Annotated in this window: 14 protein-coding genes; 8 read left to right on the forward strand and 6 right to left on the reverse strand. The window is 53.3% G+C overall.

Annotated elements, in window-relative coordinates; all coding sequences use genetic code 11:
* Window positions 1-17 precede the first annotated feature (17 nt).
* Complete coding sequence (gene accD / locus AC6I9Z_RS12830) at window positions 18-872, forward strand: acetyl-CoA carboxylase, carboxyltransferase subunit beta (protein WP_461456185.1); 855 nt, start codon at window positions 18-20, stop codon at window positions 870-872.
* 17 nt (window positions 873-889) lie between these two features.
* Window positions 890-2,212 carry a bifunctional folylpolyglutamate synthase/dihydrofolate synthase gene (locus tag AC6I9Z_RS12835; RefSeq protein ID WP_461456186.1) on the forward strand — a complete coding sequence of 441 codons (1,323 nt, stop codon included), beginning with the start codon at window positions 890-892 and terminating at the stop codon, window positions 2,210-2,212.
* Here the strand turns inward: AC6I9Z_RS12835 and AC6I9Z_RS12840 are convergent.
* Window positions 2,209-3,555, reverse strand: coding sequence for an AmpG family muropeptide MFS transporter (locus AC6I9Z_RS12840; RefSeq protein WP_109356758.1), 1,347 nt, complete (start codon window positions 3,553-3,555; stop codon window positions 2,209-2,211). The genes AC6I9Z_RS12835 and AC6I9Z_RS12840 overlap by 4 nt on opposite strands.
* 75 nt (window positions 3,556-3,630) lie before the next feature.
* A complete protein-coding gene (locus tag AC6I9Z_RS12845; RefSeq protein WP_461456187.1) occupies window positions 3,631-4,416 on the reverse strand; it encodes a DUF1223 domain-containing protein in 786 nt (261 codons plus the stop codon).
* A 99-nt stretch (window positions 4,417-4,515) separates the two neighbouring features.
* On the opposite strand from AC6I9Z_RS12845, the gene AC6I9Z_RS12850 reads away from it, so the two are divergent.
* Together AC6I9Z_RS12850 and rsmD are read left to right on the forward strand one after the other, a co-directional pair.
* Window positions 4,516-5,331, forward strand: coding sequence for a pseudouridine synthase (locus tag AC6I9Z_RS12850; protein ID WP_461456188.1), 816 nt, complete (start codon window positions 4,516-4,518; stop codon window positions 5,329-5,331).
* A gap of 13 nt (window positions 5,332-5,344) precedes the next feature.
* Complete coding sequence (gene rsmD / locus AC6I9Z_RS12855; protein ID WP_461456189.1) at window positions 5,345-5,881, forward strand: 16S rRNA (guanine(966)-N(2))-methyltransferase RsmD; 537 nt, start codon at window positions 5,345-5,347, stop codon at window positions 5,879-5,881.
* Window positions 5,882-5,902: 21 nt separating this feature from the next.
* On the opposite strand, the gene AC6I9Z_RS12860 is transcribed toward rsmD, so the two are convergent.
* Window positions 5,903-6,028 (reverse strand): hypothetical protein, encoded by a 126-nt coding sequence (locus tag AC6I9Z_RS12860; protein ID WP_461456190.1) that lies wholly within the window; start codon window positions 6,026-6,028, stop codon window positions 5,903-5,905.
* 119 nt (window positions 6,029-6,147) lie between these two features.
* Here AC6I9Z_RS12860 and AC6I9Z_RS12865 point away from each other — a divergent pair, with 119 nt between their 5' ends.
* Window positions 6,148-8,451, forward strand: coding sequence for an ATP-dependent helicase (locus AC6I9Z_RS12865; protein WP_461456923.1), 2,304 nt, complete (start codon window positions 6,148-6,150; stop codon window positions 8,449-8,451).
* Between the two features lie 34 nt (window positions 8,452-8,485).
* Window positions 8,486-9,421: an NAD(P)/FAD-dependent oxidoreductase gene (locus tag AC6I9Z_RS12870; RefSeq protein WP_461456191.1), complete on the forward strand. Its 936-nt coding sequence runs from the start codon at window positions 8,486-8,488 to the stop codon at window positions 9,419-9,421.
* A 12-nt stretch (window positions 9,422-9,433) separates the two neighbouring features.
* Here AC6I9Z_RS12870 and AC6I9Z_RS12875 read toward each other — a convergent pair whose 3' ends face one another.
* From AC6I9Z_RS12875 to AC6I9Z_RS12885, 3 genes are all read right to left on the reverse strand, one after another.
* The gene (locus AC6I9Z_RS12875) at window positions 9,434-9,982 is read right to left on the reverse strand and encodes a pseudouridine synthase (protein ID WP_461456192.1); all 549 of its coding nucleotides are present in this window, start codon (window positions 9,980-9,982) and stop codon (window positions 9,434-9,436) included.
* A gap of 88 nt (window positions 9,983-10,070) precedes the next feature.
* On the reverse strand, window positions 10,071-10,886 hold the full coding sequence (locus AC6I9Z_RS12880; RefSeq protein ID WP_461456193.1) for a class I SAM-dependent methyltransferase: 816 nt from the start codon (window positions 10,884-10,886) through the stop codon (window positions 10,071-10,073).
* 2 nt (window positions 10,887-10,888) lie between these two features.
* Entirely contained in the window at window positions 10,889-13,294 is a 2,406-nt protein-coding gene (locus AC6I9Z_RS12885; RefSeq protein ID WP_461456194.1) for an HAD family hydrolase, read from the reverse strand.
* 308 nt (window positions 13,295-13,602) lie between these two features.
* Here AC6I9Z_RS12885 and AC6I9Z_RS12890 point away from each other — a divergent pair, with 308 nt between their 5' ends.
* Both AC6I9Z_RS12890 and AC6I9Z_RS12895 read left to right on the forward strand, forming a co-directional pair.
* Window positions 13,603-14,760 carry a JmjC domain-containing protein gene (locus AC6I9Z_RS12890; RefSeq protein WP_461456195.1) on the forward strand — a complete coding sequence of 386 codons (1,158 nt, stop codon included), beginning with the start codon at window positions 13,603-13,605 and terminating at the stop codon, window positions 14,758-14,760.
* Between the two features lie 193 nt (window positions 14,761-14,953).
* On the forward strand, window positions 14,954-16,570 hold the full coding sequence (locus AC6I9Z_RS12895; protein WP_461456196.1) for an FAD-dependent oxidoreductase: 1,617 nt from the start codon (window positions 14,954-14,956) through the stop codon (window positions 16,568-16,570).
* Window position 16,571: the final 1 nt, after the last annotated feature.

Here is a 16,571-nt window from a genome sequence, read left to right on the forward strand (position 1 = left end):
ATCTGGGGAATTGACGCATGTCTTGGCTTAGCAATGTCCGTAACAAGATCGCTTCGATCACCAAAAAAGAATCACCGGATAACCTCTGGCACAAATGCAAAAAATGCGAAGCGATGGTGTTCCTCAAGGAATATGAGGACAATATGCATATCTGTCCGAAATGCGAGCATCATGGCCGCATCGGGCCGATGACCCGTTTTGAGCAGATCATGGATGAGAATAGCTGGAAGATTATACCCTTTTCAGCGGTTCCAGAAGACCCCTTGAAATTCAAGGATCAGAAAAAATATACCGACCGCCTGAAAGCCGCACGGACCAAGACCGAAGAACAGGACGCTTGGGTGAATGTTACTGGTACAATCGAAGGACATAAGTGCGTAGTTGGTGTTCAGGATTTTGCTTTTCTAGGCGGCTCCATGGGGCTCGCCGTTGGACAGGCTTTTGTCGATGCAGCCAATCGTGCCATTGAAGATCAATGCCCACTTATCTGTTTTACCGCTTCAGGTGGTGCGCGGATGCAGGAAGGCACCCTGTCTTTGATGCAGATGCCTAAAACAACAGTGGCTATTTCAATGATGAAAGAAGCCGGCATCCCTTATATTGTTGTTTTGACAGATCCAACTTCGGGCGGCGTTATGGCAGCTTATGCAATGCTTGGAGATGTTCAGATTGCAGAACCTGACGCTACGTTGGCATTTACGGGGCGACGCGTGATTGAGAATACTATCCGTGAAAAATTACCTGACGATTTCCAAACTTCGGAATATTATTTCGATCACGGTATGTTGGACATGGTTGTTCACCGCAAGGAACTGCGCGCAGAACTGGCCCGCGTCATGAGCTATCTCATGGCCTGGAAAACAGCGGCTTAACCCAGCCGTACCCATTCATGGCAGACGGCGCACGCTCCGACCATCCGGCGGTTCAGAAACAGCTCGATCGGCTTTCGTTGCTATCGCCCGGCCGCGATGTGCTAGGGTTGGAGCGGATCAAAGCGGTCATGGAGCGCGTGGGCAATCCGCATCTGAGTCTGCCTCCGGTTTTTCATGTCGCGGGGACAAACGGGAAAGGCTCCACCTGCGCCTTTTTGCGCGCAGCGATAGAGGCGGAGGGGATGAAAGCACATGTCTATTCCAGTCCGCACCTGGTTCGGTTCAACGAGCGGATCAGGCTGGCCGGGACACTGATCGAAGATGAATATCTCGCGGCTTTACTAACGCGCGTTCTCGACGCCAGCGAAGATATTAATCCCAGCTTTTTTGAAGCGACCACAGCGGCGGCCATGATCGCCTTTGCCGAAACATCCGCTGATGCCTGCATTTTGGAAGTCGGTCTGGGCGGGCGGCTCGATGCAACAAATATTGTGCCTGCACCTGCAGCGACGGGCATGGCAGCACTTGGCATCGATCATGAGGCTTTTCTTCTTTCTCCCGAAGGCGGAACCCCAGCCGATCCGATGGTGCGCATTGCATGGGAGAAGGCAGGCATTGCCAAATCCGATGTCCCTCTGCTCACTCAAAAATACCGTGATGATATGGCGAAAGTCGTGGCGGAACATGCCGCCACCACCCATGCAAAATATCTGCCGCGTGGCGAAAATTGGGACGCTGCGGTCTATGATGACCAGATGCATTATCGCGATGACAGGGGCAAACTGACCCTGCCCTTACCCGCCTTGCCCGGCCCTCATCAGGCGGACAATGCAGCTCTTGCGATCGCCATGCTGCGCCATCAACACAAAATAGAGATTTCCGAAGCAGCCTTTCGCGCCGCGATGGGCTGGGCGAAATGGCCTGCGCGCTTGCAAAAACTGTCACCGGGTCCGTTGCGGGACATTCTGCCAAGGGACACCGAAACGTGGCTCGATGGAGGGCATAATGTAAATGCCGGCGAGGCTTTGGCGGCCCATTTCGACAGCTGTGCCGACAGTTCCATCCACCTGGTTCTCGGCATGCTCGCTAACAAAGACCCTGCCGCGATTGTCGGACCGTTAAAACCCAAAATCGCCAGTATCACCGTTGTGCCTGTCGAGGGTCACGAAGCGCATGAGATGGCGGATTTCATGGGCTCTGAAGTGCTTGTTTCAGATGCTCCCAATGCTATGGAAGCTTTGAAGGTCATCGCCAAGCAGAAGCCCGAAACCGTTATGATTGCGGGATCTCTCTATCTGGCTGGCACGGTTTTGGAGGCTAATCGGCAATTGCCGGATTAAGTTGTCTTCGGAGCTTCCTCTTCAATCGCATGCTCGGTACCCGCAGTACCTAAGGACCGGTCCACCAATCCCGACCGAATCATCAGCCAGAACATGATAACCCCGGGTAAGGCGGCAAGCGTCGTCAAAAGGTAGAAGTTGACATAGCCCATCCACTCAATCAGCGACCCAGCCGTCGTTCCGGTTAGAAATCGTCCCAAAATACTGGCAGCCGCCGAAAGCAAAGCGAACTGGGTTGCCGTAAAACTCAAATTGCAAAGTGCAGACAGATAGGCGACCACGGCGACGCCGCCGATACCACTGGCAAAATTCTCAAAACCAATGGCCGCTGCCATAGCCCAGTTATTGTGGCCGCTTGCCGCCAGTCCGGCGAACGAGAGGTTGCTGACGGCCATTAAAATGAGACTCAGCATAACTGCTTTCTTCATACCCAATCGGGAATAGACGATACCGCCTACGAATATACCGATCAGAAAGGCGATGAAACCAAGACTGACATCATAAAAGGCAATCTCGTCATTGGTGAAACCGAGGTCCTCGAACAACAGCCGGAAAGTCAAATTTGCTAAAGTGTCGCCAATTTTGTGGACCAGTACGAACAACAAAACGACAGGCGCGCCGGAGCGTTTGAAAAATTCTACCAGCGGACTGACATACGCAATCGCCGCTTGTATCGGTCCTTTGAGTGGCTGCGGCTCCTGACGCCGAGCAGGTTCACGCATGATCAGCCCGACAAACACAGCAAACAGCGCGAACAACGAACAGACATAATATGCGATCGACCAGTTGCTGCGCGCTGCAATGACAAGCGCAACCGCACCCGCCGTGGCTGCGCCAATGCGCCAGCCATATTGCGACATCCCTGAGCCGACACCCAATTGTTCGGGCTCCAGCAATTCGATGCGATAGGCATCAATCACGACGTCAAAGGTTGCCCCCGCAACACCAACCAAAGTCGCGGCCACGGCGACCGCGATTATATCGGCTTTGGGATCCAGTGATCCAAGATAGATGATCGCGGCCATTGCCAGAGCCGCAGTCAGGATCAGCCAGGACAAGCGCTGGCCCATTCGGCCGATGATCGGAAGTTTCACGACATCGATAATGGGAGCCCAGAGCCATTTGAAATTATAGGCAAGAAACGTCAGGGCAAAGGCCGTAACAGTGGATTTCTCGATCCCCGCCTGCGCCAGGCGTGTTGTAAGAGTTGCTGCTATCATCGTCAGCGGCAGCGCCGAAGAAATGCCGAGGAAAAAGGCCGATAACGGTGCCGCTTCACTATAGGGTCTGACACCAGCGGGTAATATTTTACGCCATCCGATGTCTGCTGTTTGTTCACTCACGCCATACTCTCCCTCGAACTGAGAGAAACACTAGCGGCAAATGCTTCGAATGCCAGTCAGATTTTTTGAGACAGCTTAAATATCGAGCAACTTGGCGCCCACAATCGTGCCTGCGCCGGGGCGCTGGACGATGATCGCATATTTATCGGCCCCGGTGACATTCAGATCCGCATTTGACAGCTTGACCTCCATCGAGGTGCCGTCCCAGCTGCCCAGGCTACGCTCACTTTTTACTACATTTGTGTAATGCAGCTTGCGTCCGCCATTTTCGCCGCGACCGACTTGTACGGTTTCAGAGGAGCTAAGCGCGAGCAAAGAAACCCCAGCCATGTAGCGAGATTGCCCTCTGATGGTAACGGTCACATCACCATTGTCATCGCGATTGGTCACGATCACAGGACCGGCGCTGTTTTTCGCCAAACGGACCAGCGATCGTACATCGCCTTCACGGGAGCCGACGGCTCCGCCACCGCCATTGACAACCATCTGAGGTGTATAAACACCGGAACCAGCCTTACCTTTGGCGGCATAGGTTCGCTGCAGCCGGGTGTTTTCTTCCCGCGCCAGCGTATCTTTCCAACCAAGGCGATCCCAATAGGTTACAGGCCGCGAAATCACCAGCAGGGAGTCATCTTTTGCTAGTCGGGATGCTAACATGTCTGCAGGAGGACAGGATGAACATCCCTGACTGGTGAAGAGTTCGACGACGACCGGGGTAGGGGGAACCGTTTCGTCGCCAAAAGTTTTCGCGGGTGTAGTTGCCTGCGCAGATGCCTCACTTGATGACTGGGCGATTTGGGCACCCATAAAGCCCGCAAAAGCAGCAGCTGCAATCATTGCTGGCAGTATTACTTTACGCATCGAGAGACCTTCCTAACAAGTAACTATTCTGTCATTCGCGCCCACCATCCTGCAGGTTACAGATTGCGACAAAGTTTTTTTTCCGCCATGCGCAAAATCATGACCGATAAAGAATCAGGTAAAATCTATAAGGCCAAACCAACGCGCGGTGCAAAGCAGCAGCCAGCAAAGGCCAAGCCTGTCGAAGCACCCGTGCGTGAGGGACAGCGCATAGCCAAATTGCTGGCTCGTGCCGGTGTTGCATCGCGCAGGGAAATTGAACGGATGATTGGTGACGAACGGATTGCCCTCAACGGAGTGACTGTCGAACACCCTTCCTTGTTGCTGAAAAACCTGACCGGGATTACCGTCGATGGCAATCCCGTGGCGGAACCTGCGCCTGCCAAACTGTTCCGGTTTCATAAACCCAATGGCTATATCACTGCCGAACGCGATGCTTCGGGCAAGAAAACCATCTATGATGTGCTGCCCAAGGATATGGAACGCATCATGCCAATCGGTCGGCTCGATCTCAACACCGAAGGCCTGTTACTGATGACCACGGATGGCGAGTTCAAGCGCGAGATGGAACTTCCCAAAACCGGTGTTGAGCGGACCTACCGCGCACGCACTTTTGGTGACATTACACAAAATCAGCTCGAGGAACTATATCGCGGCATCACCATCGAAGGCATGCATTACGGTCCGATCGAAGCCAATCTGGAGCGCCGCACTGGACGAAACCAGTGGATTGAAATGACCTTGACCGAGGGCAAAAACCGCGAAGTCCGCCGCGTGCTCGAACATCTTGGTCTAAAAGTTTCGCGCCTGATCCGCACCCGTTATGGGCCGTTTATACTTGGTGATCTCGCCAAGGGTGAGATTGACGCTGTCCGCCGCCATGATTTGGTCAAGTTTCGGAAGACTTTAAAATGAAGTTTGGGGAATAATGCGAGTTATCGCAGGCGACTGGCGCGGACGCAAACTTGTTGCGCCTAAGGGGGAGACCACCCGTCCAACCGCGGACCGTACCCGCGAGCGGCTATTTTCTATGCTTACCAGTCGCTTGGGCGATTTTGCCGACCTGCAAGTGCTGGATCTGTTTTCAGGTTCCGGTGCACTCGGCCTTGAGGCTTTGTCGCGCGGCGCGGCGCATTGCACTTTTGTGGAGCAAGACCGTGATGCGTTAAAGGCTCTGGAGAAAAATATCGAAACGCTTGGTGCAAAGGCCGACATCCGCATAGGCTCCGTACTTGCGCTTGGTCCGGCGCGAACGCCTTATGATCTTGTTCTGATGGACCCCCCGTATGAAACCGGGGCCGGTGCAGTGGCGCTCGACAAGCTTAATCGCCATGGATGGTTCGCGCCGTCAAGCTGGATTGCTATTGAAACGTCTCGCAAGGAAGAGGTCGACGTCAAAGGTTTCACGTTGGAAAGTCAACGCGATAGCGGCAAGGCTAGGCTCCATATTTTGCGACCCACCTAGTTGCCTTGCCGCCTCAAGAGGTCAGCTATTCGCTGCCTCAAAAGCAGATGCAGTTTCCTGCTCTTGATTTTGTGCGTGGGTATAAAAGGTCGTCGTCGCCATCAAAGCGGTCGCGAGGATCGCACTAAACATCAATCTTTTACTCATTATCGATTCCAATTCTTGGGAGGATTTTCTGTTGATCGCTATTTGGTGCAGCGCAACATGAATTACAACCTGCACCTTGGGTCATGTCAAAAGTGATATTGGCCTTGCCGCCGCTTACGATGTTCCCTAACTGTTCACCTGTGACCGATGCTTCGAATATACCCGCCGAGAGCGATCCACCCTATGTCAGGGGCCTGAATGCGCCGCAGCGCGATGCTGTGCTGACAACCGAAGGACCGGTTCTGGTTCTGGCTGGTGCAGGCACAGGCAAGACTGCTGCTCTCACGCGGCGGCTGGCGCATCTGATTTACTCCCGCAAAGCGTGGCCATCAGAAGTTCTCGCGGTGACATTTACCAACAAAGCAGCGCGCGAGATGAAAGAGCGGATTGGTGCGATTGTCGGTGATGCGGTCGAAGGCATGCCTTGGCTCGGCACATTCCACAGCATCGGCGCCAAAATGCTGCGCCGCCATGCCGAACTGGTCGGACTGCAGAGCAATTTTACGATTCTCGACACAGACGATCAGTTGCGCTTGCTCAAGCAGTTGATTCAAGCCGAAGAACTGGACGAGAAACGCTGGCCTGCGCGGGCGCTTGCCGGATTGATCGATCAATGGAAAAATCGCGGGCTAAACCCCGCTGATCTCGATGCCAATGAAAATGAACGCTATGCCAATGGCCGCGGTCAGGAATTTTATGCCGCCTATCAGGCGCGGCTAAAAGCTCTCAATGCCTGCGATTTTGGCGACTTGTTGCTCCATATTCTCAACCTACTCAAAACCGATCGGGAAATATTGAAGCTCTACCAAGAACGCTTCAAATATATTCTGGTCGATGAGTATCAGGACACGAATAGCAGTCAATATCTCTGGCTTAGGCTGCTCGCGCAGGAACGCAAGAATATCTGCTGTGTTGGCGATGATGATCAAAGCATATATTCATGGCGCGGCGCGGAAGTGGCCAATATCCTGCGCTTCGAAAAGGATTTCCCCGATGCCAAGGTCGTCAAGCTGGAGCAAAATTATCGCTCTACGCCGCACATATTGGCTGCTGCCTCTGCGCTGATCGCTAACAATAGCGGACGCCTTGGTAAAACCCTGTGGACCGAGGAAGAGGACGGTGACAAGGTGCAAGTCACCGGCGTTTGGGATGGTCCTGAAGAAGCAAGGCGCACTGGTGAGGAAATGGAAAGCCTACAGAACAAGGGCGTTTCCCTCAACGACATGGCGATTCTGGTCCGTGCACAATTCCAGACACGGGAATTTGAGGACCGGTTTATCTCCATCGGTATGCCGTACAAGATTATCGGTGGTTTTCGCTTTTACGAACGCGCCGAAATTCGCGACGCCCTCGCCTATCTGCGTGTGATAACCCAGCCGGCAGATGATCTGGCGTTTGAACGGATCGTCAATGTGCCAAAGCGTGGGCTTGGGGATAAAACTGTGGAAAAAGTCCATCGGTTAGCCCGAGCGCAAGGGATTCCGCTGGCAGCAGCAGCGCTCAGCATTTGTGATACGGACGAATTGCCGGCGCGGGCGAGAACCACGCTTCAGGAATTAATGCGCGGTTTCGCCAGATGGCGCACCAATGCCGATGAAGTGCCGCATGCAGAATTGGCACGGATTGTTCTGGATGAATGTGGCTATACCACCATGTTGCAAGCCGATCGCACACCTGAAGCAGCTGGGCGGTTGGAAAACCTCACCGAGCTGACTCGCGCGATGGAGGAATATGAGACGCTCGGCGATTTTCTGGAACATGTCAGCCTCGTCATGGACAATGATGCAACCGATCATGAAGCCAAGGTCACGATCATGACCATGCACGGCGCCAAGGGCCTGGAATATGACCATGTCTTTTGTGCCGGCTGGGAAGAAGGCGTGTTTCCGTCCCAGCGCAGCTTAGACGAAGGCGGGATTGCCAGCCTCGAGGAAGAACGCCGTCTCGCCTATGTCGCGATCACGCGAGCGAAGAAAAAATGCACTATTTTCCACGCAGCTAACCGGCGGATCTATGGGCAGTGGACCAGCTCCATCCCTTCCCGCTTCATTGGCGAACTGCCAGCGGAACATATCGAAGAAGAAACCAGTATGATGGGCGGCGAAAGCCTGTGGCGCGCCAACTGGTCGGAACGTGCCGATCCCTTCGCCGATGCCGCGCGCGGATCAACACGAGGACCCGGTTGGAAACGGGCGCGCAGCACGGGCAGTTTCGATAGTACACCCAAAAATATCAAGGAAGCCAGGCGAAGCGCCGTCTCCCTTGGCAACAAGGGCCGCGACGATGTTGCCGTAGGCATGCGCGTTTTCCACACCAAGTTCGGTTATGGCGAAGTGATGGAAAAAGAGGGCAACAAGCTGGAAATCGAATTTGAAAAAAGCGGGCAAAAACGTGTTCTTGATAGTTTTGTAGAAGTCGCCTGAAACGCACCAAGCTGAAGATACGGAGAAGATCATCATGAAAATCGCCATTATCGGTGCCGGCCTGTCCGGGCTGGTTTGTGCCGATGCTTTGATAGGTGCGGGTCATCAGGTCCGGCTTTTTGACAAGGCGCGTGGACCAGGTGGCCGCATGTCAACGCGGCGCGCCCAGACTGCAGCAGGCGAATTGCGTTTTGACCATGGGGCGCAATATTTCACAGCTCGGGCGCCCGGCTTTCAGGCCGTTGTCGAACAGTGGCAAGAGAATGAGCTAGCCGCGAAATGGCCAGCGGCGGGCGATGAGGCATGGGTCGGAACACCGTCAATGAATACGCCGGTCAAAGCGATGGCGACTCATCACGATGTCACTTGGTCTATGCGGATCGAGAGTCTGGTGAAGCAACAGGATCATTGGCAGATCCATGGCGAAGATGGATCGTTGGAGATACTGTTTGACGCCGCGGTCATTGCAGTCCCGGCAGAACAGGCCGCAGACTTGCTTGACCCTCTGCACAGCCGTTTTGCCGACACAGCGCGCAGCACTGTTTCCGATCCCTGCTGGACGGTCATGCTGGCCTTTGCCGAGCCTCTGGCGACCGACATAAGGATATTAAAAGACCGTGGAGCTATTGGCTGGGCCGCCAGAAATAGCGACAAGCCGATGCGCGAAGGCGCAGATAGCTGGGTCATACAGGGTTCGCCGGATTGGTCGCGGGACCATCTGGAAGATGATCCGGAGCAAGTATGCGAGGCTTTGGTCAAAGAGTTTACCAACAACCTTGCAATGGAATTACCGGAGCCGATCCATGCCGCCGCCCATCGCTGGCGCTATGCGCGATCGGGCAGCGCTGGTGTGGAAGCGCTTTACGACAATGAAGCCAAGCTAGGTGCTTGTGGCGACTGGTTGCTTGGTCCCCGCATCGAATGTGCATGGCTCTCTGGCAATGCGCTCTCGCAAATGATGCTGGGCTGACGGTTTACCGGACTAGACTGGCACTTTTCGCCATTCGCCAGAAGGCAAATCATCCAGACCCCATTCCCCGATACGCCAGCGCACCAGCCGTAAAGTCGGATGTCCCACCGCGGCGGTCATCCGGCGCGCCTGCCGGTTTCGCCCTTCCCTAATAGTGAGTTGCAGCCAGCAATCTGGGACGGTTTTGCGATAGCGGACCGGCGGATCGCGGGGCCACAGATCGGGTGCATCAATGCGCTCAACGTCAGCTGGCCGGGTCAAACCATCCTTTAGACGCACACCTTGCCGTAGCTGATCAAGGCAGCCTTCTTCAACATTCCCCTCAACCTGCACCAGATAGGTTTTCGGCATCTTGTATTTGGGATCGGCAATCCGTGATTGCAGCTTTCCGTCATCGGTGAGCAGCAACAAACCCTCGCTATCGCGGTCCAGCCGCCCGGCGGGATAAACGTCAGGCAAGTCGATATAGGCGGACAGGGTCGGCCGGGTCGTTTGCGTGCCGCGGTCGGTAAATTGCGACAGCACTCCAAAAGGCTTGTTGAACAGGATCAGTTGCGACATGGCACGTCTTTGGCACTGACCGTGCCCATCGGCAAATGATTAGGTGTTTGACCGTGGCTCTTTATATCAACACGAACATCGCGCCTTACTAGCCAATGGCACCATCTTGCCAATCCAGTACGGTCAGATAATTGGCCAGCCGGTTTTGCTCCAGCTTGGCGATCAGGGCATTATCATGAAACGGGACGAGCAGATCACTTAGCGGACCAGCCCAGGGTGCATCGACATCAAACAATATCCCCAGACCGAAGACGGCCGGAATTTCGGCATAGGCCATAGCGCGTCCATTGGCTTCCGCTTCGTTGATAAAATCGATAACCGCGCATTTCACGCCATTGCGCTCTCCGCCCTCATGTAGCGCCCAGCCAAAATGCCCCATTCCGCGCATACCCTGTTCGCGAAACAATCCAGAATGCCCGGGTTTTGCCCCGCTATCCATGCAGTAATCATGGCGATATTCATCCGGTATGGCATCGGGCGCATAATACATATCGCGGTGAGCCGCGGGCCAGCAAACATCATGCATGATCGCAAAGAACGGTTTTTTGTCCCGGGTGCTTGCCGCCTCAATGGCTTTGAGTTCGTGATAGACCGTAAACCAGTTATGGTCCCCATCGACCAGCCAGAGATCGATATTCTTAAGCTTTGAGAACGCGTCCAGACTTGGCTTTGCGATATGAGTGACCTTTTTGTGGGCAGCCACCCAGTTCAGAAACTCAGGTTTTGGAGTTGGATCTATGCTGTAAAGATGACCATCATTCGCCTCGGCATAGTCCGCCAATATGCTTGTCATCCCGCCATATTCCGCACCGATTTCGGCAATTTTTGAAACACTGGCGATTTCCATCGCATTGACGATAACATCGGAAAATTCCGACATCGAATGAATCAGGAGATCGGGCATATTCAGGCAACCTTTCGTGCTGCGATTTTGGGAGAATTACTCAACACAGTCGGCCGAAAAACGAGGTTGAGCATCAATGAATCACCGGTTGTAACAGTAGGTGGCGGAACGAGCATGAATGCATCTTTCCTGCCGCAACGGTGAAGTCCGGGACCATTTTCCGTCATGCCTTCATAGACCGGATGTGCCGCAATCGCGTCATCATCGATTTTCTTCGCCATGAAATTTTCGATTTCCTGAAAATTGACTTCCTCTACCTGAAGCCATTCGCAGACTTGTCCCAGCATGATCGCAATATTGAACCGCCCGTTACCGGCTGGAATCAGGGCTTGATAGTAACCATCACCCGTCGGGTAAGCATCAATTTCCACCTGAATATGCTCTTGGTCGTCGGCGAGCATAACCGGGATTTTCATACCCCCGCTCTGGAAATCGTTTTGCCGCAAATCAAGCCCGAAGCGATTGCCGGTAAACAGAGGAAGCAAAGCTTCCATCCCTCTCTGCTTTAATTCCCCAGGCAAATAAATCCGGGAGATGTTTTTGGTATAGAATAGCCCGCGGCGTCTTATGCCCTGTTCCGCCGATTCCGGATCGATAAACTTGAGCATGTCTTTTGTGCCCAGATTTACGTCATGATTGAAGTTTTCAAAGATCCCGATCTCCCGTTCAACGGGCAGGAACAAGAGACGTGAAAGACAAGCTGTCGCCATTTGACGGGCGCAATCGCTGTCCCATGAGCGTGGCGTCGTCGCCCAACCGTCGCCGATTTTCTCAATATAGCTTAAACAAGCCGCTTGCGCCTGATCACGCTCCTCACTCTGTTCTCCCTTGATATCGGCCGTGTCGCGCTTTGGCTCTCCTGTCTCGCTATAGCCAAGAACGGAACCATTGGATTGCGTGCTGAGCTGCTCCAGAACTGCAATAGATTCGCACAGAGCATTGAGTGCACTATTGTCATAGTGGCGGATATCGATGAGGCCTTTTTTATCGAGATCGGTGATCATCAACTCACGAAGGAGGAGATAACGACCAGATATGTCGAGACCCATTTCGGAATTGAGCACCGGTTCGATCACATTCTGGACCGACCCATTATATCCCAGATCAACAAAAACAACGGAATCACTGTTTTCCACACCATTATTTTCAAGATGCGCGACGAGTCCGGCTCTGAATTTTCTGGAACGGACAACGATTTTTTTGACGTTTTTCTGTTTTAGAACCTCACGGATAAATGCCTCGGGTGTTCTGATACCAGCCAGCTTCGCTATCTCGTCTTTGCCGAAAAGCAGTTGTCGGCAATAAGCCGCTTGCCGCTGGCTTGAATATGCATCTTTCTTGTTGCTCGTTGCTTCGGCCATCAAAAAGGATTTGATCGCATCCTTGTTCGCGAAACTGGCTGCATTGGCGGTGAAGCGACTAAGTTCGACCATCGCAACTTGGTCAGCATATTCCGGATAGATTTTCGTGAAAGCCTGTGCCGGCAGATAGCCGTCTCTTAGCAGAAAAAGCAGCTTGGGCTTCTTTCCCGTCTTCGCTTCAATGTCATTTGCCTCTTCTGCGATCCAGTGAGAGAAACCCTGAAATATCGGACCCAAAACGTCATGACCAAATTGAAAGGTCGGATCATCTTTTTGTCGTAAGGAAACCTGTGCACGATGCGGCTGCAAGGCCGGAGAGACTTTACGGATATCTTTATCCATTATGGTCGCAGCCACTGCTTCCAATCGTAGGCGCTCGGCAGCTTCATCATCAAATTGCTCGAAGTGAACACCATGAATCCCCAGTTTTCCAGGTGCCTTGAAATCGGCTTCGAGATTGTCGCCCAAATGAAGGATCTTGCCCGGCGAAATCCCGAGGTCAACCAGCACAGGTTTAAAAAGACCTCCTGCCTTGCCCATGCCATATTCGCAGGAACAGAATATCCGGTCGATTTTATCAGCGATTTCCGAACCGGCTGCGTCTGTTATCAGCCGGCGAAGCAACGGTTCCGGCAAATATGTATCGGAGACGATAATTACTTTCAGGCCGCGACTCTTGGCGCGCTCGATTAAAGCGCTGACCGGCTGAAAGGCAAAGCAATGCCGGGCCTCTGCCAAAAGCTCTGCTTCGATACATTGTGAAATACGGGCGTCATCAGCGCCGAGAAACATCTTGTGATAAATTTCTTCAATCGTGACGTCATTTTTGTTCTTGTTGAGAATGAGCGCCTTGCGCGCACGCTTCTCCGCCAGGACACGCAGTTCCATGTTACAATCCGGGATATCGAGATCATGAAAAACGTCCGTTGGCCGGTTCACGTTTCGCCAGATCAGCGTATCAAAACAGTCCAGTGACAATATCTCAATATCTTCATCCAGATCGTCCAGAAGTGTTTCGATTTCCCAGGCTGCAACGGTTTTCTTCATAGGTTTCGGTCCTCTTTTGCGGATCTGACCATCACGGCGATCCTGCGCCGCCACGATACAAACGCAAACGGAAGCGCAATATTTCGATATCTTGAGCCGAACAGAGCAAAGCCTGTGCCAGTTTTGGTTGCAGGCATTGGAATGACCCATTTACCAGCTTTCCTTTGGTTCAAAGGCCGACAAGGCAGTTGTTTCGGCAAAAAATTGCCACCCACCGGAAAATATTTGCCGCTTTCATGTAGTGAGCACGGTCGGCATCGACCTCTAATTGTTGGTGATTATTCTCTCGGCTTTTGTATAGGGCAGCTATGCAATTGACCGATTTCAACCCCGATATTTTTCTGCAGGACTATTGGCAAAAGAAACCTTTGCTTATCAAAAATCCATGGCAGTCCTGGGAAGACCCGCTGGAGCCTGATGATCTGGCCGGATTGGCATGCGAAGAAGGTGTCGAATCGCGCCTGATCACACAGACAGACGCAGCGGATGGTTGGGCACTTGAACAAGGCCCGTTCCCTGAAACACGGTTTGGTGAACTTGGTGAAAAACAGTGGACTTTGCTGGTACAGGCGGTTGATCACTATGTCCCGGAAGTGGCCACCCTGATCGAACCGTTTCGCTTCATCCCCAACTGGCGGATCGATGATGTGATGGTCAGCTACGCAACCGACGGCGGCGGCGTAGGACCACATTTTGATCAATATGATGTTTTTTTGATCCAGGGTTTGGGCCGGCGCAAGTGGCAGGTTGGCGCATTGTGCAATGAAGACACAAGGCTATTGCCGCATGATGACTTGCGACTCCTCGCCAGTTTCGATGCCACTGATGAGTGGATTTGCGAGCCCGGTGACATCGTCTACATCCCGCCCGGTGTAGCGCATAATGGCATCGCTATTGGCCAGCACTGCATGACCTATTCAATCGGTTTTCGCGCGCCATCGCGCAGTGAACTGATCGGCTATTGGGCCGACGACCTTCTTGCGGATATGAAAGATGACGACCGTTACGGCGATCCGGCACTCAAGCTGCAAGACAATCCAGGGGAGATTCAACCGGCGGCTATCGATCGGCTGCACAAAATGGTCTTGGAAAAAATGGCCGACCGGGACGCGTTTGCACGCTGGTTTGGCCAATATAGCAGCACACCAAAATATCCCGATGTCGACTGGCGCACCGAAGCGGCCATTGGCGTGCTGCAGATCAGGAAAAACCTCGCCAGTGGTTTGCCCCTCTACCGCAATCCCGCCAGCCGCTTTTCCTATATCCGGCAATCGGCCGGCTCGGTTCTGCTCTTTGTCGATGGTGCATGCTACACCTGTGCCGATCAAACCAGCGCTTTCGCAGAGCAATTATGTGTGCAGGTTCGTGTAGAACTGGATGAGAAATTTGTCGGATCGGATGACGTCATAACCCTGATTTCGGAACTATACGACCGAGGCAGCCTGATCTTTGATAATAACCGTTAAGAAGCCCTTTTTTGAAAGGCGTTTTCCTGTTCAAACAGTGATTTAGCTCACAGCAGAGTAGCAGATGAAAGCTTAACATTACCGGCCAATACATATTTTTTTTTGCCGAGCTCACGGAAAGCGCTATAAATGGCCGTGGTAGGGTCATCTTCCGTGTTGCGGAGCACGGAAACTGTTTGTTTGAGGCAGCCTAGTGATTACAGACCTGAGGAAATCCGATCCCTCGACGCGTTTCGAAGCGGATATTTGTATTATTGGAGCAGGCGCAGCGGGTATTACGCTGGCGCGTCGCCTGGATAATCTGGGTAAGAAAGTTTTGCTGCTGGAAAGCGGCGGCATTGATTTTGAACCTGATGTTCAGGCGTTGGCTGATGGACCATCAACCGGCCATGACTATTATCCTTTGGTGGATTCACGGTTGCGGTTTTTTGGCGGAACCACTGCCATCTGGGGTGGGCGCTGTGCGGAGTTTAACCCGATTGATCTCGAACGCCGGGACTGGATACCCCATAGCGGTTGGCCGATCTCGTTTGATGATCTCAAACCTTATTATGATAGCGCGCGGGCACTGCTTGATTTGCCGGCGAATCAATCGCCTGAGGATCTTTGGGAGCAGTTCGGACAACAGCCCCCTGCTTTCGAAACAGAGGGCCTGACAACGGATTTCTGGCAATTTACACCGCAAACTGAACGCTTTACATTGCGCAAATGTCAAGATCTGGTGGACAGTCAGAATGTGCACATCCTGTTACACGCGACCGTCACGGCCATTGAAACGGGCAACGACGGGCAACAGGTCAACGGACTGTCCGTTACTGACATTTCCGGGAAAACCGCCGCCGTCTGCGCACAGCAATATGTGCTCGCGGCAGGCGGGATAGACAATGCGCGGCTGCTTCTTAACGCCGATATCGGCAATGGTTATGATCAGGTCGGTCGCTATTTCATGGAACATCCCCATGCACGCGGCGGTCAAGTCAAAAAGGGGCAGTTTTGGCAGCTACTGAAACTACTCAACGGACGGATGCGCGACTCCGGCGGAGATGTTCATGCAGCGCTGATACGTCCCTCCGACGCCATGCAGCGGCGCGAAGGAATACTTAACAGCGCCTTCTCACTTGCCGTCAGACAGCAGGCAAAGGCGGACATGATCGCGACGATGAAAGCCTATCATGGCCTGAAACATTCCCTCTCCCCTACCCAGTCGAACCGGACGCTGTGGCTCAATATCAAAAGAGCCGCCATGCGCGCCCATGAAATTGTGGATCCGCTTCGTCCGTGGATGCTTTTGGGTTTTGGCTGGCGTCTCAGCGCCGTGGTCCGGGCGGAGCAGGCCCCTAATCCCGCAAGTCGGGTAAAACTGGCCACGGAGCGCGACGCGCTGGGCATGCCGCTGGCAGAACTTGACTGGCGTTTTAGCGATATCGACAAGCGTAGTGTCAAAGTCATGATGCAGGAATTTGCCAAAGAACTCGAACGGCTTGGTATCGGAAAATTTGATCCGGCCCCATGGCTGGAAGATACCGAAACACTTTGGACCACCGACCGGCTTATCTCTACTCATGCCCATGGCGGTTATCATCATATGGGAACGACCCGGATGTCAGGATCACCGCGCACTGGTGTTGTCGATGCGGATTGCCGTGTGCATGGATTGCATAACCTTTATGTCGCTGGCAGCTCGGTTTTTGCAACGTCAGGATGGGCCAATCCGACCCTGGGTATAATGGCGCTTAGCCTCAGATTGGCAGACCACTTGATTCATCGAGAGGCAAAGGCAAGCCCAAGCATTTCGATGGTAAACGTGTGAA

The sequence above is a fragment of the Parasphingorhabdus sp. genome (assembly GCF_059726685.1).